Source organism: Nioella nitratireducens, from assembly GCF_001879715.1.
GTDB lineage: Bacteria > Pseudomonadota > Alphaproteobacteria > Rhodobacterales > Rhodobacteraceae > Nioella > Nioella nitratireducens.
The window spans coordinates 176,078-193,267 of the sequence record NZ_MNBW01000003.1; the positions used below are offsets into that span (position 1 = coordinate 176,078).

A 17,190-nucleotide genomic window follows, 5' to 3' on the forward strand; every position below is an offset into this window, starting at 1 on the left:
ATAACGTTCAAAGAGTAACCCCCATGCCGTCCTGCCGAATTGTGTCATTTGTTGCGGCCCTAGTGTTCACCACGCCCGCTGTTCAGGCGGGGCAAGTGACTGTCTTTGCCGCTGCCAGCCTGACCAATGCCATGGCCGAGGTCGAAGCCGGGTTCGAGGCCGAGACAGGCCACGACCTTTTGGTGTCCTTGGCCGGTTCTTCGGCCCTTGCCCGCCAAATTCAGCAGGGCGCCCCGGCAGATGTGTTCATTTCGGCCAACCCCGACTGGATGAATGCTCTGGATGCAGATGGGTTGATCGACTCCGCCAGCCGCACCGACTTGCTCGCAAATTCGCTTGTCCTGATCGCGCATGGTGCGGATGCGCCCGCCACCGATCCGGCGGACCTGCCCGAAATATTGAATGGTCGTCCCCTCGCCATGGCGCTGGTCCAAGCGGTGCCAGCCGGCATTTACGGTAAAGCGTCGCTTGAAAGCCTGGGCCTGTGGGACACGCTCGCGCCGCATGTGGCGCAGGTGGACAATGTGCGGGCGGCCTTGGCCCTTGTGGCCTTGGGGGAGGCGTCGTTCGGAATCACCTACGCGACCGATGCCGTGGCGTCGGACAACGTCACCGTCGTCGCAACCTTCCCAGAGGACAGCCATCCGCCGATCCTATACCCCGTTGCCCGGATCTCAGGCGCAGAGACGTCTGCCACAGATGCCTTTCTGTCCTTCCTGCAAGGCGACGTGGCCCGCGCCGCGTTCGAACGGCAGGGCTTCACGGTTCTGTCGGCGCGCTAATGGGCTGGCTTGGACCCGAGGAATGGCAGGCGGTTGCGCTCTCGCTGCGGGTGGCCCTGTGGGCAACGGCTTGCAGCCTGCCGCCCGGCATCTTCGTGGCCTATGCCCTTGCGCGTTGGCGGTTTCCAGGGCGAGAGGTGGTCAACGGGCTGGTGCATCTGCCCCTGATCCTGCCGCCCGTGGTCACCGGCTACCTGCTGCTGCTGACCTTCGGCACCCGCGCGCCCGTCGGGGCGTTCTTGCAGGATATCGGCATCACCTTTGCCTTCCGCTGGACCGGCGCAGCGCTCGCCGCCGGGATCATGGCCTTTCCGCTGATGGTCCGGGCCATTCGCCTGTCGATTGAAGCAGTGGACCCCAAGCTGGAACAGGCCGCCGCGACCATGGGGGCCTCGGCCCCGTGGGTGTTTCTGACCGTCACCTTGCCGATGATCCTGCCCGGTGTGCTTGCCGGGGCGATCCTTGCCTTCGCCAAGGCCATGGGAGAGTTCGGTGCAACGATCACCTTCGTGTCGAACATTCCCGGCCAAACCCGCACGGTGCCCTCGGCGATCTATGCGTTCTTGCAGGTTCCGGGCGGAGAGGGCGCGGCGCTGCGGCTGGTCGTGGTGTCCGTGGCGGTCGCCATGGCGGCGATTCTTATGTCAGAAGTCATGGCTCGACGTCTGGCCAAACGGGTGGGCGGGGCATGACGCTTTCGGTCACGCTTCACCATCCCTTCGCCGGGTTCACCCTCGACGTCAGCTTTACCGCGCCGTCCGGTGTGACGGTGCTGTTCGGGCGATCCGGCTCTGGCAAGACCACCATCGCCAATGCCGTGGCCGGGTTGTTGCGCCCCCAAAAGGGCCGGGTCGCGGTGGACGATCGCGTGTTGGTGGACAGCGAGCGGGGCCTGTGGCTGCCGCCGCATCGACGCCGCTTGGGCTATGTCTTTCAGGAAGGCCGCCTGTTTCCGCATCTCACAGTGCGCCAGAACCTCGCCTACGGCCGCTGGTTCGCCCCCAACGGCGCGCGCAAGGAGCGCCCGGATCATGTGATCGAGATGCTCGGGATCGGCCATTTGCTGGACCGCCGTCCCGGCGCGTTGTCTGGCGGCGAAAAGCAGCGGGTCGCGATTGGGCGGGCGTTGTTGTCTGCGCCGCGCCTGATCATCGCCGACGAACCGCTGGCCGCGCTGGACGAGGCCCGCAAGGCCGAGATCCTGCCGTATTTCGAGAGGTTGAGGGACGATGTCGAGACGCCGATCCTCTATGTCAGCCATTCCGCCGCCGAGGTGGCGCGGTTGGCGACCACGGTCATCGCGTTGGAAAATGGTCGTGTTGTGGGGCAGGGCCCGGCCGAGCAGGTCTTGGGCGATCCCACGATCACCCCGCTTGGCGCGCGTTCTGCCGGGGCGTTGTTGACCGCAATTGTCGCCGCCCACCACGATGACGGACTGACCGAGCTCGATGCCCATGGCTGCCCCCTGTTCCTGCCGAAAATCGACAAGGCCCCCGGCAGCCAGACCCGTATCCGCATTGCGGCCCATGACGTGATCTTGTCCCGTACCCGGCCCGAGGGACTGTCCGCCCTGAACATCCTGCCCGGCACGGTGCGAGAGGTCCGCGCCGGCGATGGCCCCGGTGCTATCCTGTCGATCGACACGCCGGCAGGCCCGATCCTCGCCCGCGTCACCCGCCGATCGGTCACGGCGCTCGGTCTTTTGCCGGGCAGCCCTTGTCATGCGGTAATCAAGACCGTGGCCATCGCGCCCGAGGATGTGGGCGGGGCCTGACACCTCTGCTATCCTGTGGGCAAGGAAGGAACGCGCGTGGACAAGCTGTCGGTCATGAACGCCTATTGCCGCATCGTGGAACGCGGCAGCTTTGCCCGCGCGGCAGAGGATCTGGGCGTGTCACCTGCGCTGTTGAGCCGCGAGGTGAAACTGTTGGAAGAAAGCCTCGGCTGCACCCTTTTGACCCGCACCACGCGGTCGATGTCACTGACCGATGCCGGGCGGCTCTATTACGAGGAGTCGCGGGGCATTCTCGACGCCGTGGGGCAGGTAGAGGACCGTATCCGCGATCGTGCCGGTTCGGTGCGCGGGCATCTTAGGGTCAATGCCTCGTCCTCTTTCGGGCAGATGGTGATTGCACCGTTCCTGCCCGCCTTCCTTGATGCGCATCCCGATCTGCGGGTCACGCTGTCACTCGATGACCGGGTGGTGGACATGGTGGAAGGCGGGTTCGACCTGTCGATCCGCATTCGGTCGGGAATGCCGGATTCCGCCCTGATCGCGCGACGGATCGGGGCGATGCGGCAGCGGATATTTGCCTCGCCTGACTACCTTGGGCGCGCAGGCACGCCGACCCGGCCAGAGCAGATCGCCGGTCATCAGATTGTCAGCTTTCTCTTGGGCGATCACGCGACCGAGTGGCAGGTCAACGGGCCAGAGGGTGCACAGACCATCGCCGTTGACCCGCGCGTGGCGGTTGGCAACAGCCTGGTCCTGCGCGACCTGCTGATCGCGGGCTATGGCATTGGCACGCTGCCCGATTTCATTTCGAACGCCGCCGAGGCGCGGGGGGAACTTGTCCGGGTTCTGCCGCACCATGAATTGCCCGCCCGTGACATCTACGCGGTCACGGCGTCGCGATTCGGAATGGATACCCGCGTAGCCGCTTTCCTTGATCACCTTCGCGCGGCGCTTGCCGGCTGACATTCTTCAACACCGGTAAAGAATGACTTTCCCTTGGGCCGCTTATTCCGGCGCGAGTCGGGGGCCATCCTCTCGCAGGTCAACACAAGCGAAAGGACACCTCCCATGACTCGTATTCTCGTTCTCTACTATTCCGCCTATGGCCATATCCGCGAGATGGCCCAGGCCGAAGCCGACGGTGCCCAGTCTGTCCCCGGCAACCATGTCGATATCCGCCGCATGCCCGAAACCGTGCCCGAGGCGATCCGCCAAAGCGCGGGCTTTTTCACCGACGACACGCCCGTGGCGGCCCCCGCCGACATGGCCGACTATGACGCCATCATCCTTGGCACGCCGACCCAGTTCGGGATGATGGCCGGGCAGGTGAAAAGCTTTCTCGATCAGGCGGGCGGTCTTTGGGCGCGCAATGCCTTGGTCGGCAAGGTCGGCGCGGTCTTCACTTCGACCGGCTCGCAGCACGGTGGGCATGAGGCGACGCTGCTGTCGGCGCAAATCCCTTTGCAGCATTTCGGCATGGTCATCGTCGGAATGCCATACAGCTTTGCGGGCCAGACCGCGAAAGAGGGTGTGATCGGGGGCGCCCCCTACGGCGCGGGCACCATCGCCGGGGCAGACGGATCGCTGCGTCCGACCGAGACCGATCTGGCCGGCGCGCGCTTTCAGGGCGCGCATGTCGCCCGCATCGCCGCGCGTTTGGCTGGCGCCTTCGTCACCGAGGAGGCCGCGTGATGCTGACAATCGACTTCTTCCACGACACCGTCTGTTGCTGGTGCTACAACGTCTCGGCGCGGATGCGGGGGCTGGCGACCGAGTTCGATCTCGACATCCGCCACCGCACCTTCGTGCTGCAAGCCAGCAAGCAGGAGATGGCCGAGCGATGGGGCCACCCCGGACAGGCCAAGGCAACGATCCTTGGCCATTGGAAAACCTGCCGCCGTGCCAGTGACCGCCCCGACATGGTGAATATCGACGCAATGGCTCGCGCCCCCTTTGATTATCCCCACGGGATGGAGGCTGCGTTGGCCTGCAAGGCAGCGCAGGAAGTGGCCGGTCAAGCGGGCCACTGGGACATGTTCGACCGCATTCAGCGGGCGCATCTGTCAGAGGCGCAGAACATCGCCGATCCGGCTGTTCTGGCGCGGCTGGCGGGCGAGGCGGGGTTCGACCCGATCCGGATTGCCCGGCTGATGCGTGACCCGGCCATCGCCATCGCGGTCCAGGCAGACCGTCAGCGCGCCCGCCGGATGCAGGTGCATGCAATCCCCGCCCTGATCGTGCGGGAAACCGGCACCCGTCTGATCAATGGCCCCCTTGGCGATCTGCGCGCGCAACTTCGCGCTGCGCAGCGCCTGGCCGCATAGAAGACGGAGGCCCACGATGTCTCGACAGATCGACATATGTCTCACGGCGCTTGCCCCCGCGATTTGGGGCAGCACCTATATTGTCGCCTCCGAAATGCTGCCTGAGGGCTATCCGATCACGCTGGCGGTGCTGCGCGCGCTGCCGGCTGGTCTTCTACTCCTTCTCGTCACCCGCTGCCTTCCGCCCAAGGCGTGGCTGGGCCGCATTGCCCTGCTTGGCGCGTTCAATTTCGCGGTGTTCTGGGCGCTGCTGTTCGTGGCGGCCTACCGCTTGCCCGGAGGCGTGGCCGCGACGCTTGGCACCATGCAGGCGCTGATGGTGATTGGCCTTGCGCGTGGCTTTCTCGGCACGCAGGTGCGGCCCATGGCCGTGATCGCGGCGTTGATGGGCAGTTTTGGCGTGGCCTTTTTGTTGCTTGGGCCTGAAGCGGCGCTCGACCCGATCGGGGTGGCCGCAGGGGTGGGCGGCGCCGCGTCCATGGCCTTCGGAACGGTGCTGAGCCGCAAGTGGCAACCCCCGGTCCCGCCCCTGGCCTTCGCCGCGTGGCAACTGACGGCTGGCGGGCTGTTGCTGGTGCCGGTGGCCCTGCTGGTCGAGCCGCCGCTGCCCGCCCTGACCGGACCCAATATCGTGGGGCTTCTCTGGCTTGGCCTGATCGGTGCGGCGGCCACCTATTGGCTCTGGTTTCGCGGGCTGGCCCGGTTGGAACCGGGAACGGTCTCGATGCTGGGCCTGATGAGTCCGGTGACCGCCGTGGTCCTTGGCTGGGGCATTTTGGGGCAGGGGATGACCCCGCTTCAGGGAATTGGCGCGGTGATCGTGCTCTGGTCAATCTGGGCGGGGCAGGCGGCGAACCGGGGCCGTCCGACCCCGGAATTGGCGCGCGCCTGACCTTTGGGGCGGGTCTTCCCGCCCCATCGACATTCCCTCGGGCCTGCGGCCATTATACCTGTGCCAGCAGAACGGGGACACCATGGACACCAAGGATTACGCCGAGTGGATCGGGCGCAGTAGCACGCAGAGCGATACCATCACGCCGCAAAAGCTGGCCCAGTTGCGGGTGACACTTGGCCCCGCTTGCGGGCCTGCCGAGGTGCCGGGCGGGATGCAATGGTGCATCGCCCCCGATCTGGCCCCAGCAGATCATCTTGGCCGCGACGGGCATCCGCGCCCCGGCCTTGTCCTGCCCGCACTGCCCTTGCCGCGCCGCATGTGGGCCGGTGGGGCGCTGACGGTTCACAAGGAATTTTCCAAAGGCGATGTCGTCACGCGCAAGACCACGATCCGCGATGTGGCGTTCAAGCAAGGCCGCAGCGGGCCGCTCGGCTTCGTGACGGTCGAGCATTTCTATGCTGTGGACGATGACCCGCGCCTGAGCGAGCGGCAGGATATCGTCTACCGCCAAGACCCGGTGGCGGGGCAAGAGCGCCTGCCAGAGCCGGGAGAGGTTTGGCATCCGCTGGTAAAATGGCACATCGCTCCAGACGCCACGTTGCTTTTCCGTTTCTCGGCGCTGACCTTTAACGGCCACAGGATTCATTATGACCACCCCTATGCGACCGGGGTGGAGGGCTACGCCGGGTTGGTCGTGCACGGACCGCTACAAGCCACGTGGATGCAGAACCTTGCCGCCGAGGTGTTCGGCCACGCACCGACGCGCTTTTCCTATCGCGGTTTGACGCCCCTGATCGTGGGCGACCCCGTGTCGGTCGAGGCGCGCAAGACAGACAGTGGGCTGGCGTTGCGCGTTCGGCGTGCGCGAGATGGGGTGGTGACGATGCAGGCCGATGCCGAGGTGGCAGATCATTCCTGAACGATCCGCGCCACCCCGAGTCATCTTGTACAAGATTATTGAGGCGACTGCGGCAAGCCTAGCTCAGCAGCGCCCGTGTCAACGGGTGGTCAGGGTCTTTTAGCCCATCCACCACATCGAAATGGTGACGACCAGGGTCGAAGACCGCCGGGTGCACGGCCTCTGACCCGGCCCAAGCCTCGGACAGGATTTGCGCCTGCCGCAGAAACTCGGGCCGCTCCAGCGCGCCGGTCCAGCAGGCAAACGGAATACCGGGCAGGACATCCTTCAGGACCGGGCTTTCCGCCACGGCCTCGGCTTGATCCAGCCCGAGCGTGGCGTTCATCGAGTGCCGCCGCAAGGGGCGCAGGTCATGCACGCCGCTTAGCGAAATCACCTTTGTCAGCCGCGCCACGATGGGTTTTGGCAGGGGCGTGTCGGCGCAGGCCATGCGGCTGACAAGATGCCCGCCCGCCGAATGACCGGTCAAGCGGATCGGTCCGGCGACAAGCTGTGCCGCCTTGCAGATGGCCGCGCCGATTTGCGTCGTGATGGTTGAAATCCGGGCCTCCGGGGCAAGTGTGTAGCTGGGCATGGCAACAGCCCATCCATGGGCCAGCGGCCCCTCGGCCAGATCGGACCAAAGTGCGCGGTCCATTTTCATCCAGTAGCCGCCATGCACGAACACGACCAACCCTTTCGTCGCGCCCTTGGGGCGGAACAGGTCAAGCTTTTCCCGCCGCGCGTCACCATAGGCGACCCCGAGGTCCGACCCAGTCCAGCCATCGCGAAAGGCATGGGCGCGCTGTTCCCAGATCGCAGGGAAGCCATCGCCGCCGGGGATGTGATCCCCGTTGTTGAAGGCGTCTTCCCAGTCGATGCCGGTCTCTGCTTCGGTGGTGCTCATCTGGTCGGTCCTTTCGGCGCGGTTTTTCCCCGGCCCGAGACTAGCCGTGCCGGGGGGCAGTGTTCAAACAGGAAGCGGCTGGCTCAGATAATCTCTTCGAACAATGCGCGGATGTTCGCCTCGGTCAATGGGACCGGATTACCACCGCAGCTCGGGTCGTCCAACGCCATCCGGGTCAAGGCGTCGATGCGATCGCGCCCGACGCCCATGTCAGACAATCTGCGGGGAATGCCGAGGCTGTCGTTAAATTCTTGTACAAAAACCTGAAATCCGACAAAGCCGCCTTCGATGCCCAGATACCCCGCCGCACGGTCGAAGCGTGCCGCGATTTCGGGTGCGTTCAGCCGCAGGACAGCGGGCATGCAGACCGCGTTCGTGGTGCCGTGGTGGGTGCCGTAGACCGCGCCGACGGGGTGGCTGAGCGCGTGGATCGCGCCAAGCCCCTTTTGGAACGCCGTCGCGCCCATGGCCGCCGCGCTCATCATATTGGCGCGGGCCTCGATATCGGTGCCGTCGGCAAAGGCGCGCGGCAGGTTTTCCACCACCAGCCGCATCCCTTCCAACGCGATGCCCTGGCTCATCGGGTGATAATGCGGGCTGCTGAACGCCTCGACGCAATGGGCGAAGGCATCCAGACCGGTGCCCGCGGTGATCGCCTTGGGCATCCCGACGGTCAATTCGGGGTCGGCGATGACCACGGTGGGCAATACCTTGGGATGGAAGATGATCTTCTTCACGTGGGTCCGGGAATTGGTGATGACGCTGGCGCGCCCCACCTCCGACCCGGTGCCAGCGGTTGTCGGAACGGCGATGATCGGGGCGATCCCGGCAGGATCTGCACGGGTCCACCAGTCGCCCACATCCTCGAAATCCCACACGGGCCGGATCTGGCCTGACATGAAGGCGACCATCTTGCCAAGGTCCAGCCCCGATCCGCCACCAAAGGCAATCACCCCGTCATGTGCCCCGGCCTTGTAGGCCTCCAACCCTTCGGCGAGGTTGATCTCGTTCGGGTTCGGATCGACGTCGGCGAACATCGCCCGGCCAAGCCCTGCGGACTCCAGACTATCCAGCGCGGCGCCGGTGATCGGCAAATCGCGCAGGCCCCGGTCAGTGACCAGCAGGGGCCGCGTTATGCCCGCTTGTGCGCAGGCCATGGGCAATTCAGCGATACGTCCCGCGCCGAACTTGATGGACGTGGGGTAGGACCAGTTGCCGGTCAGGGTCATGGGTGTCGAAGCTCCGGGAAGGGGGGTTATGCGCGTTCGAACCCGCGCGCGATTTCGTAATCCGTGACCACGGCGTCGAAATCCTCGATCTCGACCTCTGCGGCGCGGGTGTAGTGGTCGATGACATCGTCGCCCATGGCAGCGCGCAACATGGACGAGCCGGTCAAAGTCGCCATCGCCTCGCGCAGCGTGCCCGGAATGTGGCCGACATTGCTTTCATAGGCGTCCCCGGTAAAGGGCGGGTCCAATGTCAGCCCCTTTTCGATCCCCTCGATCCCGGCAGCCAGCAGCGCGGCCATGGCGAGGTAGGGGTTCAGGTCCGATCCGCCGATGCGGCATTCTACGCGGATAGCCTTTGTGCCCTCGCCGCACAGGCGGAAGCCCGCCGTGCGGTTGTCGATCGACCAGACGGTGCGGGTCGGGGCAAAGCTGCCTTTCTGGAAGCGCTTGTAGCTGTTGATGTAGGGGGCGAGGAAATAGGTGTAGTCGCCTGCAAATTTGATCAGCCCGGCCATGTAGCTTTTCATCAGGTCCGACATGCCATGCGGGTCGCTGTCGTCGAAGAAGGCCGATGTCGCGCCCTGCAACAGCGATTGGTGCACATGGCTGGAACTGCCCACCTTGTCGCGATGCCATTTCGGCAAGAAGCTGGCCGCGTGTCCTTGCTGCCAAGCGATTTCCTTGACCGCCTGCTTTGCGATGGTGTGGTGGTCTGCGGTGTCCATGGCGGGGGCGTAGCGAATGTTCAATTCCTCTTGCCCGGCCTCGGCCTCGCCCTTGGAATTTTCCACCGGAATGCCCGCCGCGAACAGGTGATTGCGGATTGGCCGCATCACGTGTTCTTCCTTGGTGGTTTGCAGGATGTTGTAATCCTCGTTGTAGCCACACAGCGTCCGAAGATCGCGGAACCCCGATTTTCGGATCTCGTCAAAGCTCTTCTCGAACAGGAAAAACTCCAGCTCGGTCGCCATCATCGGGGCATAGCCCATGACCGCCAGCCGGGCGATCTGGCGTTTCAGCATCGCGCGCGGCGAATGCGGCACCTCTTCATGGCTGTGATGATCCAGCACGTCGCACAGCACCATGACAGTGCCTTCCAGCCACGGCACCGGGCGCAGCGTGTCGAGGTCGGGCCTCAGGATGTAGTCGCCATACCCCTTTTCCCAACTGGTCGAGGCGTAGCCTTCTGGCGTGGACATGACCAGATCGGTGGCCAGCAGGTAATTGCAGCAATGGGTTTCGGCCCAACCGCCCTCGATGAAATGCACGGCATGAAAACGCTTGCCCATAAGGCGGCCCTGCATGTCCACCATGCAGACCAGAACCGTATCGACCTCGCCCTTTGCGACCTGATCCTTGAGGGTGTCGAAGCGCAGAAAAGCGGGCATAGGCAATATCCTGTCAGGAGGGATGGCGTCCGCACCATGCTGGCGCAGATCGTGCGTGTTCTGCAAGCCCCGAGCGACAGAAGGAGGCGGGCGCGATGCGTCTGACGTTGCGTTTTCACCCTGCACATTTTTTTGGCCATGCGCGTGGAAGTGTCGTCGAAATAATCAGCCCCATGGTGCGGGCGGTCGTGCCATGCCGCCGCCACTTCCATAGATGTCGCCGGAAAGGGCACCTCTTTAGGGCATCTGTCCCAAGGAGGCTGCCATCAACCGGCCCGTCACAGCCATTGATCTGCCGTTGCCGCCCGACCCGCCAAGGGCCATCGGGGTGGCGAAGGTTTCGGTCGGTCCATCTGGCTTGACCGGCCTGCGCCAGCAAGGCTCGATGCGGGTGCTCTTTCCGCGCACTGGCGAGGCTTGGCCAACAGCAGTGACGCTGAACACATCCGGCGGCGTAACCGGCGGTGACCGGTTTTCCATCGACGCGCGGGCCGAGGCGCACGCCCGCTTGACGCTGACAACGCAGGCCGCCGAGCGCATCTACCGCGCGCAGCCGGGGGATACCGGGCGGATCGACACGCGCCTGACCGTTGGGGCCGGATCGCGGATCGACTGGTTGCCGCAGGAAACCATCCTGTTCGACCGCGCGTCCCTGCGCCGACGCCTGACCGTCGACATGGCCTCTGACGCCACGCTTCTGCTTGTCGAGCCGCTGATGTTCGGGCGCCGTGCCATGGGCGAGACGCTGGACCAGATCGCCCTTTCGGACCGGATCGACATTCGCCGCGCGGGGGCTTTGCTGTTTACAGATGCGACGCGGATCGACGGCAATGTCCCCGACCTGATGCAAGGGCAAGCCACCGGGTCCGGGGCCGGCGCCATGGCGACGCTGATCCTTGCCGCTCCGGGGGCAGAGGCGGCGCTGGACCCGCTCCGCGCGGCCCTGCCGGACAGGGGCGGGGCCAGCATGATCCGTGAGGACCTGATCGTTGCCCGCATTCTGGCCGAAGACAGTTTTGCCCTGCGCGCCGCCCTCATTCCCATTCTGACCAAGCTGAACGGCGGCGATCTGCCCCGAACATGGATGCTCTGACATGAACCTCACCCCCCGCGAAAAAGACAAACTGCTGATCGCCATGGCCGCCGAGGTCGCTCGCAAGCGCCTGTTGCGGGGTGTGAAGCTGAACTACCCCGAAGCGATTGCCCTGATCACCGACGCCGTCGTTGAAGGCGCGCGCGACGGACGCTCGGTCGCCGACCTGATGGAAGCAGGGGCCGAGGTCGTCGCCCGCGCCCAGTGCATGGAAGGCATCCCCGAAATGATCCACGAGGTGCAGGTCGAGGCGACCTTTCCCGATGGCACCAAACTCGTCACCGTTCACAATCCCATCCGCTGAGAAAGGGCCTGCCAGATGAAAGTCCTCCTTCCCCTCCTTCCCCTCCTGTCCATCCTTCTGGCCACCGCCGCGTCGGCCCACGAGGGCCCGCATCTGCACCCGCACGCTGCCAACAGTTGGTTTACCATGGCGTTCCTTCTGGCTGTCGGGTTGGCGGGCGGCTACCTGATTGGGCGGACCCACAAATGATCCCCGGAGAGCTGTTTCCAGTCGAGGGCAGCCTGACCCTGAACGAGGGTCGCACAGCGATCACGTTGATGGTCGCCAACACCGGTGACCGCCCTGTTCAGGTCGGCAGCCACTACCATTTCGGCGAAGCCAACAGCGCGCTCGATTTCGACCGTGCTGCTGCGCGCGGGCTCAGGCTCGACATCGCTGCGGGCACCGCCGTACGGTTCGAACCGGGACAGCGGCGTGAGGTTCATCTCATCCCCATCGGGGGCAAAGGCCGCGTCTTCGGCTTTAACCAACAGGTGATGGGAGACCTCTGATGACCACTTTACCCCTTCTGACCGACGATCAGCTTTCGCCCGAGGCGGCGGCGGTGTTCGCCGATATCCGTGCCACACGCGGAACGGATTACGTCAACAACTTCTGGCGCGCGTTGGCCCACAATCCCGCACAGCTGAAGGCGACGTGGGAGGGGTTGAAGCCGGTGATGGGGCCGGGGGCGCTGGACCCGCTGGTGAAAGAGATGATCTATATCGCCGTCTCTGCCGCCAATGCCTGTGAATACTGCTGCCATTCCCACGCGGCCTCTGCCCGCGCCAAGGGCATGACACTGGACATGTACAACGAACTGATGTCGGTCGTGGCGATGGCCAGCAGCACGAACGCGCTGGCCAATTTGCTGCAAGTGCCAGTGGACGAGGCGTTCCGCGCATGACGTCCGACCCGCGATACCCCTGACAGGAGACCCCGATGCCCGCCATGATATCCCGCCGTGACTATGCTGCCATGTTTGGCCCCACCGTGGGCGACCGGCTGCGGCTGGCCGATACCGACCTGATCATCGAGGTCGAGCGCGATCTGACCGGTCCTTACGGCGAAGAGGTCAAGTTCGGCGGTGGCAAGGTAATCCGCGACGGCATGGGGCAGGGGCAGGCGACGCGGGCCGAGGGTGCGGTCGACACGGTCATCACGAACGCGCTGATCGTGGACTGGACGGGGATCTACAAGGCGGATGTGGGCCTGAAAGACGGGCGCATTCACAGGATCGGCAAAGCAGGGAACCCCGATACCCAACCGGGCGTCAATATCATCGTCGGACCGGGGACAGAGGCCATCGCAGGCGAGGGGCGCATTCTGACGGCGGGGGGTATCGACAGCCATATCCACTTCATCTGCCCGCAGCAGATCGAGGATGCGCTGCATTCTGGCCTGACCACGATGATCGGTGGCGGCACCGGGCCTGCGCATGGCACGCTGGCGACCACCTGCACGCCGGGGCCGTGGCATATTGGGCGGATGTTGCAGGCGGCCGATGCGTTTCCGATGAACCTCGCGTTCGCGGGCAAGGGCAACGCGTCGTTGCCCGCCGCGTTGGAGGAACAGGTGCTCGCGGGGGCCTCTTGCCTCAAGCTGCACGAAGACTGGGGCACCACACCCGGCGCGATTGATTGCTGCCTGTCGGTGGCCGATGCGATGGACGTGCAGGTGATGATCCACACCGATACGCTCAATGAGTCCGGCTTCGTGGAAAACACCGTAAAGGCCATGAAGGGCCGCACCATTCATGCGTTTCACACCGAAGGCGCGGGCGGCGGTCATGCACCCGATATCATCAAGATCTGTGGTGAGGAGCATGTGCTGCCGTCCTCCACCAACCCCACGCGGCCCTTTACGGTGAACACGCTGGAAGAGCATCTGGATATGCTGATGGTCTGTCACCACCTCGACAAGTCGATCCCAGAGGACGTTGCCTTTGCCGAAAGCCGCATCCGGCGCGAGACCATCGCGGCAGAGGACATCCTGCACGACATGGGCGCGTTCAGCATTATCGCCAGCGACAGCCAGGCCATGGGCCGGGTGGGCGAGGTGCTGATCCGCACCTGGCAGACCGCTGACAAGATGCGAAAACAGCGGGGGCGGCTGGCTGATGAGACCGGCCAGAACGACAACTTCCGCGTGCGCCGCTACATCGCGAAATACACGATCAACCCGGCGATCGCCCATGGGATCAGCGCCCATGTCGGCAGCATCGAGGAAGGCAAGCGCGCCGATCTGGTGTTGTGGTCGCCCGCCTTCTTCGGGGTCAAGCCCGAGATGGTGCTGCTGGGGGGGACCATTGCGGTGGCGCAGATGGGTGACCCGAATGCCTCCATCCCCACGCCGCAGCCGGTCTATACCCGGCCGATGTTCGGGGCCTATGGACGGTCGGTCGAGCGGTCTGCCGTGACGTTCGTGTCCGCCGCCGCGCAAGAGGACGGGATCGGACGGTCGCTTGGGTTGGCGAAAGACACCATGCCGGTGGTCAACACGCGGGGCATTGGCAAGCGGGATCTCAAACTGAACGATGCGATGCCGGTGGTCGAGGTAAATCCCGAAACCTACGAGGTGCGCGCCGATGGCGAGCTTCTGACCTGCCAACCCGCCGAGGTTCTGCCCATGGCGCAGCGCTATTTCCTGTTTTGATGCCAATGCGGGACGTTGTCATCATAGGCACCCACCCGGACTCAAGGCACGCCCTGCGCGCCGCCGGGCAGCGCCCGACCGCCCCATCGGACGGGTGCTTCGGTGACGTTCGCACGACGCTTCAGTGGCGGATGCGGCGGCGCGATGAAGTGCTGACCACTGCCGTTGCAGCGCCCACCCGCGGTCGGGCACTGCCCGGCGAATTTGCTCCTGTCGAGGTTCTGCAATGACCCAATTCACCGCCACCGCCTATCACGGCCATGCCCATACCGCCCCGGTTGGCACAGTCCGGCTCGACTACGAAGGCCGGTTCCTGCGCCGCAAGGTTCTGACTCTGACAGACGGGCGGTCTTTGCTGGTCGACCTGCCCAAGACCACTTCGCTCGATCATGGCGGGGTGCTAATTACAGCAGAGGGGGAAATCACGGTCGAGGCCGCGCCCGAACCGTTGCTGGAAGTCACCGCATCCGACCTGACCCGAATTGCCTGGCACGTCGGCAACCGCCACACGCCCTGCCAGATCGAGGCCGGTCGCCTGCTGATCCAGCGTGACCATGTCATCGCGGATATGCTGGCCCGGCTGGGGGCCGCGACCCGGTCAGTCGAAGAACCCTTCACCCCCGAGGGCGGGGCCTATGGCCACGGGCGCACCCATAGCCACGACCATGGCCACACCGCCCACGGCCATGCCCATTGATCCGATGACCAACCCTGCGACCCTTCTGACCCTCACGCAATGGTTCTCACCCGCCTATCCGGTCGGGGCGTTTGCCTATAGCCATGGGCTGGAGCAGGCGGTGGCCGAGGGGCGGGTGACGAATGCGGCACAGGTCGAGGGGTGGATCGGCGATGTGTTGGCCCATGGCGGCCCGCGTGTGGACGTGACCCTGTTGGGCAGAGCATTTCATGCCGAGGACAGCCACGAACTGGCGGCGGTCGATGCGCTCGCCCGTGCCCTTGCACCCTCCAAGGAGCGTTTGTTGGAAACTGTTCAGCAGGGCCAGTCCTTTGCCCAAACCACGCGCGCCATCTGGGGCGGCGATCTGCCGGACCTGACCTATGCCGTTGCCGTGGGTTGCGCCGCGCGTTTGCAGAGGTTCCCGGTCGAAACCGTCGCCACGCTCTACCTGCATGCCTTCGCCGCTAACCTCATCTCCGCCGCCATTCGCATCGTGCCGCTTGGGCAGACGGCGGGGCAGGCGGCGCTCTCGCGGCTTGCCGTCAAATGCCCCGCCCTCGCATCGCAGGCCCTTCAAGACACGCCCGACGATATCGGCAGCGCCAGCTTCCTTGCCGATATCGCGTCGATGCGCCACGAAACCCTGTATTCGAGGATTTTCAGATCATGAGCATGAACGGCCCCCTTCGTGTCGGCATCGGTGGCCCTGTCGGCGCTGGCAAGACCACCCTCACCGCCGCCCTGTGCGAGGCCATGCGCCACCGCTGGTCCGTGGGCGTTATCACCAACGATATCTATACACGGGAAGACGCCGAGGCGCTGATGCGCCTGCAAGTTCTGCCGCAAGAGCGGATCGTGGGCGTTGAAACCGGCGGCTGCCCGCATACGGCGATCCGCGAAGATGCTTCGATCAACCTTGCCGCCATCGCCGAGCTGACCGGGCGCATCCCCGACCTCGATGTGGTTTTCATCGAAAGCGGTGGCGACAACCTGTCGGCGACCTTCAGCCCGGAACTGGCCGATCTCACGCTCTACGTCATCGACGTGGCGGCGGGAGAAGAAATTCCGCGAAAGGGGGGGCCTGCAATCACCAGATCGGACCTGCTGATCATCAACAAGACTGACCTTGCGCCCTATGTCGGGGCCAGTCTTGATGTGATGGACCGCGATGCCACGCGGATGCGGGCCGGGCGGCCTTTCCTTTTTGCACAGCTTCGCCATCGCAAGGGGGTCGAGGGCATTGTCGCCCAGATTGCCCGGATCGGCGGGCTACCAGAAACGGCCCCGGTGGACGCTTGAACGGTCAAGGCCCGGATTTTCAGCTTCTGCCAGTCAATGCTTCACGCTTTTCGAAGGGGGCTGACGGTGGCGTCGGCGCGCGGCATGGGCTTTGATAGCGACACGTGATTGATAATCGGAGCCCTGCCGCCATGTCCCCCCGTTCCTACTATGCCCCCAAGGGCGGCCTGCCGCCGCAGACCCAGCTTTTGACCGATCGCGCGGTGTTCACCGAAGCCTACGCGGTCATCCCGCGCGGCTGTTTCAGCGATATCGTTACCTCGCTTTTGCCATTTTGGGACAAGGCGCGGTTCTGGGTCATCGCACGGCCCCTGTCCGGCTTTGCCGAAACCTTTTCGCAATACGTGGCCGAGGTGCAGCCCGGCGGGGGCAGCGACCGCCCCGAGACCGACCCGCGCGCCGAGGCGGCACTGTTCGTGGTCGAGGGGCAGATGACCGTTACCATCGACGGCACGGCACATGACCTGATCCCCGGCAGCTTCGCCTTCATCCCGGCGGGCACGGCATGGACCTTGCGGGCCACCGGCGACGCACCCGCGCGGTTCCATTGGCTGCGCAAGGCCTTTGAGGCGATTGACGGCCTTGGCACGCCCGAGGCGTTCGTTGTCAACGAGGCCGACATCGCGCCCACCGCGATGCCCGATACCGAGGGCAAATGGGCCACGACCCGCTTCATGGACCACGACGATTTGCGCCATGACATGCATGTGACCATTGTCACGCTGGATCCCGGCGCGGTGATCCCCTTCCTTGAAACCCATGTCATGGAACACGGGCTATACGTTCTGCAAGGCAAGGGGGCCTATCGGCTGAACCGCGATTGGGTCGAGGTCGAGGCAGGCGATTTCATGTGGCTGCGCGCCTTCTGCCCGCAGGCGTGCTACGCGGGCGGGCCGGGGCCGTTTCGCTACCTGCTCTACAAGGACGTGAACCGCCATCCCACGCTGTGATGGTTCCGTCTGCCCCCTGATCAAATGAAACGGGCCGCGCTGGAAACTGGCGCGGCCCTTCTTTTCGGGGCTG

At 64.8% G+C, this 17,190-nt stretch carries 22 protein-coding genes; 19 read left to right on the forward strand and 3 right to left on the reverse strand.

Translation table 11 applies throughout. From position 1 onward, the window contains the following. The first annotated feature begins 23 nt into the window (after window positions 1–23). From modA to BKY27_RS03875, 8 genes are all read left to right on the forward strand, one after another. On the forward strand, window positions 24–782 hold the full coding sequence (modA, locus tag BKY27_RS03840) for a molybdate ABC transporter substrate-binding protein (protein ID WP_071673121.1): 759 nt from the start codon (window positions 24–26) through the stop codon (window positions 780–782). Then, window positions 782–1,474 carry a molybdate ABC transporter permease subunit gene (gene modB / locus BKY27_RS03845; protein WP_071673122.1) on the forward strand — a complete coding sequence of 231 codons (693 nt, stop codon included), beginning with the start codon at window positions 782–784 and terminating at the stop codon, window positions 1,472–1,474. Before modA ends, modB begins: the two co-directional genes overlap by 1 nt. Then, on the forward strand, window positions 1,471–2,556 hold the full coding sequence (gene modC / locus BKY27_RS03850; RefSeq protein ID WP_071673123.1) for a molybdenum ABC transporter ATP-binding protein: 1,086 nt from the start codon (window positions 1,471–1,473) through the stop codon (window positions 2,554–2,556). The genes modB and modC overlap by 4 nt, the downstream gene beginning before the upstream one ends. A gap of 36 nt (window positions 2,557–2,592) precedes the next feature. Further along, entirely contained in the window at window positions 2,593–3,480 is an 888-nt protein-coding gene (locus BKY27_RS03855; protein WP_071673124.1) for a LysR family transcriptional regulator, read from the forward strand. A 105-nt stretch (window positions 3,481–3,585) separates the two neighbouring features. Then, window positions 3,586–4,209 carry an NAD(P)H:quinone oxidoreductase gene (gene wrbA, locus BKY27_RS03860; protein WP_071673125.1) on the forward strand — a complete coding sequence of 208 codons (624 nt, stop codon included), beginning with the start codon at window positions 3,586–3,588 and terminating at the stop codon, window positions 4,207–4,209. Further along, window positions 4,209–4,841, forward strand: a complete 633-nt coding sequence (locus BKY27_RS03865; protein WP_071673126.1) for a DsbA family oxidoreductase — start codon at window positions 4,209–4,211, stop codon at window positions 4,839–4,841. Before wrbA ends, BKY27_RS03865 begins: the two co-directional genes overlap by 1 nt. A gap of 16 nt (window positions 4,842–4,857) precedes the next feature. Continuing rightward, window positions 4,858–5,733 (forward strand): EamA family transporter, encoded by an 876-nt coding sequence (locus BKY27_RS03870; protein ID WP_071673127.1) that lies wholly within the window; start codon window positions 4,858–4,860, stop codon window positions 5,731–5,733. 82 nt (window positions 5,734–5,815) lie between these two features. Beyond that, on the forward strand, window positions 5,816–6,655 hold the full coding sequence (locus tag BKY27_RS03875; protein WP_071673128.1) for an FAS1-like dehydratase domain-containing protein: 840 nt from the start codon (window positions 5,816–5,818) through the stop codon (window positions 6,653–6,655). Between the two features lie 58 nt (window positions 6,656–6,713). Here the strand turns inward: BKY27_RS03875 and BKY27_RS03880 are convergent, their stop codons facing one another. From BKY27_RS03880 to BKY27_RS03890, 3 genes are all read right to left on the reverse strand, one after another. Further along, entirely contained in the window at window positions 6,714–7,541 is an 828-nt protein-coding gene (locus BKY27_RS03880) for an alpha/beta hydrolase (RefSeq protein WP_071673129.1), read from the reverse strand. Between the two features lie 83 nt (window positions 7,542–7,624). Next, window positions 7,625–8,770 (reverse strand): iron-containing alcohol dehydrogenase, encoded by a 1,146-nt coding sequence (locus BKY27_RS03885; RefSeq protein ID WP_071673130.1) that lies wholly within the window; start codon window positions 8,768–8,770, stop codon window positions 7,625–7,627. Between the two features lie 26 nt (window positions 8,771–8,796). Continuing rightward, the gene (locus BKY27_RS03890) at window positions 8,797–10,158 is read right to left on the reverse strand and encodes a glutamine synthetase family protein (RefSeq protein ID WP_071673131.1); all 1,362 of its coding nucleotides are present in this window, start codon (window positions 10,156–10,158) and stop codon (window positions 8,797–8,799) included. 328 nt (window positions 10,159–10,486) lie between these two features. Between BKY27_RS03890 and BKY27_RS03895 the strand changes: the two genes are divergently transcribed. The 11 genes from BKY27_RS03895 to BKY27_RS03935 all read left to right on the forward strand — a co-directional run bounded on the left by BKY27_RS03895 (window position 10,487) and on the right by BKY27_RS03935 (window position 17,117). Then, window positions 10,487–11,251, forward strand: a complete 765-nt coding sequence (locus tag BKY27_RS03895) for an urease accessory protein UreD (RefSeq protein ID WP_233491767.1) — start codon at window positions 10,487–10,489, stop codon at window positions 11,249–11,251. Window position 11,252: 1 nt separating this feature from the next. Then, window positions 11,253–11,555, forward strand: coding sequence for an urease subunit gamma (locus tag BKY27_RS03900; RefSeq protein WP_071673133.1), 303 nt, complete (start codon window positions 11,253–11,255; stop codon window positions 11,553–11,555). Between the two features lie 15 nt (window positions 11,556–11,570). Beyond that, window positions 11,571–11,744, forward strand: coding sequence for a hypothetical protein (locus BKY27_RS20095; protein WP_158514957.1), 174 nt, complete (start codon window positions 11,571–11,573; stop codon window positions 11,742–11,744). Beyond that, window positions 11,741–12,046 carry an urease subunit beta gene (locus BKY27_RS03905; RefSeq protein ID WP_071673134.1) on the forward strand — a complete coding sequence of 102 codons (306 nt, stop codon included), beginning with the start codon at window positions 11,741–11,743 and terminating at the stop codon, window positions 12,044–12,046. Before BKY27_RS20095 ends, BKY27_RS03905 begins: the two co-directional genes overlap by 4 nt. Then, window positions 12,046–12,441: a carboxymuconolactone decarboxylase family protein gene (locus BKY27_RS03910; protein ID WP_071673135.1), complete on the forward strand. Its 396-nt coding sequence runs from the start codon at window positions 12,046–12,048 to the stop codon at window positions 12,439–12,441. Before BKY27_RS03905 ends, BKY27_RS03910 begins: the two co-directional genes overlap by 1 nt. 35 nt (window positions 12,442–12,476) lie before the next feature. Further along, window positions 12,477–14,189, forward strand: a complete 1,713-nt coding sequence (gene ureC, locus BKY27_RS03915; RefSeq protein WP_071673136.1) for an urease subunit alpha — start codon at window positions 12,477–12,479, stop codon at window positions 14,187–14,189. Window positions 14,190–14,194: 5 nt separating this feature from the next. Then, window positions 14,195–14,419, forward strand: a complete 225-nt coding sequence (locus BKY27_RS19875; RefSeq protein WP_146636163.1) for a hypothetical protein — start codon at window positions 14,195–14,197, stop codon at window positions 14,417–14,419. Next, window positions 14,416–14,886: an urease accessory protein UreE gene (locus BKY27_RS03920; RefSeq protein WP_071673137.1), complete on the forward strand. Its 471-nt coding sequence runs from the start codon at window positions 14,416–14,418 to the stop codon at window positions 14,884–14,886. The genes BKY27_RS19875 and BKY27_RS03920 overlap by 4 nt, the downstream gene beginning before the upstream one ends. A 4-nt stretch (window positions 14,887–14,890) precedes the next feature. Beyond that, on the forward strand, window positions 14,891–15,538 hold the full coding sequence (locus tag BKY27_RS03925; RefSeq protein ID WP_071673205.1) for an urease accessory protein UreF: 648 nt from the start codon (window positions 14,891–14,893) through the stop codon (window positions 15,536–15,538). After that, window positions 15,532–16,167, forward strand: coding sequence for an urease accessory protein UreG (ureG, locus tag BKY27_RS03930; RefSeq protein WP_071673204.1), 636 nt, complete (start codon window positions 15,532–15,534; stop codon window positions 16,165–16,167). The genes BKY27_RS03925 and ureG overlap by 7 nt, the downstream gene beginning before the upstream one ends. Window positions 16,168–16,298: 131 nt before the next feature. Next, entirely contained in the window at window positions 16,299–17,117 is an 819-nt protein-coding gene (locus tag BKY27_RS03935; RefSeq protein WP_071673138.1) for a bifunctional allantoicase/(S)-ureidoglycine aminohydrolase, read from the forward strand. Window positions 17,118–17,190 lie beyond the last annotated feature (73 nt).

Coding starts and splice junctions, on each gene's coding strand:
- BKY27_RS03900 (WP_071673133.1), top strand. CDS start 11,253: ATGAACCTCACCCCCCGCGAAAAAGACAAACTGCTGATCGCCATGGCC.
- BKY27_RS03870 (WP_071673127.1), top strand. CDS start 4,858: ATGTCTCGACAGATCGACATATGTCTCACGGCGCTTGCCCCCGCGATT.
- BKY27_RS03880 (WP_071673129.1), bottom strand. CDS start 7,541: ATGAGCACCACCGAAGCAGAGACCGGCATCGACTGGGAAGACGCCTTC.
- BKY27_RS03935 (WP_071673138.1), top strand. CDS start 16,299: ATGTCCCCCCGTTCCTACTATGCCCCCAAGGGCGGCCTGCCGCCGCAG.
- BKY27_RS03875 (WP_071673128.1), top strand. CDS start 5,816: ATGGACACCAAGGATTACGCCGAGTGGATCGGGCGCAGTAGCACGCAG.
- BKY27_RS03885 (WP_071673130.1), bottom strand. CDS start 8,770: ATGACCCTGACCGGCAACTGGTCCTACCCCACGTCCATCAAGTTCGGC.
- BKY27_RS20095 (WP_158514957.1), top strand. CDS start 11,571: ATGAAAGTCCTCCTTCCCCTCCTTCCCCTCCTGTCCATCCTTCTGGCC.
- modB (WP_071673122.1), top strand. CDS start 782: ATGGGCTGGCTTGGACCCGAGGAATGGCAGGCGGTTGCGCTCTCGCTG.
- BKY27_RS03905 (WP_071673134.1), top strand. CDS start 11,741: ATGATCCCCGGAGAGCTGTTTCCAGTCGAGGGCAGCCTGACCCTGAAC.
- ureC (WP_071673136.1), top strand. CDS start 12,477: ATGCCCGCCATGATATCCCGCCGTGACTATGCTGCCATGTTTGGCCCC.
- BKY27_RS03890 (WP_071673131.1), bottom strand. CDS start 10,158: ATGCCCGCTTTTCTGCGCTTCGACACCCTCAAGGATCAGGTCGCAAAG.
- wrbA (WP_071673125.1), top strand. CDS start 3,586: ATGACTCGTATTCTCGTTCTCTACTATTCCGCCTATGGCCATATCCGC.
- BKY27_RS03865 (WP_071673126.1), top strand. CDS start 4,209: ATGCTGACAATCGACTTCTTCCACGACACCGTCTGTTGCTGGTGCTAC.
- BKY27_RS03920 (WP_071673137.1), top strand. CDS start 14,416: ATGACCCAATTCACCGCCACCGCCTATCACGGCCATGCCCATACCGCC.
- BKY27_RS03925 (WP_071673205.1), top strand. CDS start 14,891: ATGACCAACCCTGCGACCCTTCTGACCCTCACGCAATGGTTCTCACCC.
- modA (WP_071673121.1), top strand. CDS start 24: ATGCCGTCCTGCCGAATTGTGTCATTTGTTGCGGCCCTAGTGTTCACC.
- BKY27_RS19875 (WP_146636163.1), top strand. CDS start 14,195: ATGCGGGACGTTGTCATCATAGGCACCCACCCGGACTCAAGGCACGCC.
- BKY27_RS03910 (WP_071673135.1), top strand. CDS start 12,046: ATGACCACTTTACCCCTTCTGACCGACGATCAGCTTTCGCCCGAGGCG.
- modC (WP_071673123.1), top strand. CDS start 1,471: ATGACGCTTTCGGTCACGCTTCACCATCCCTTCGCCGGGTTCACCCTC.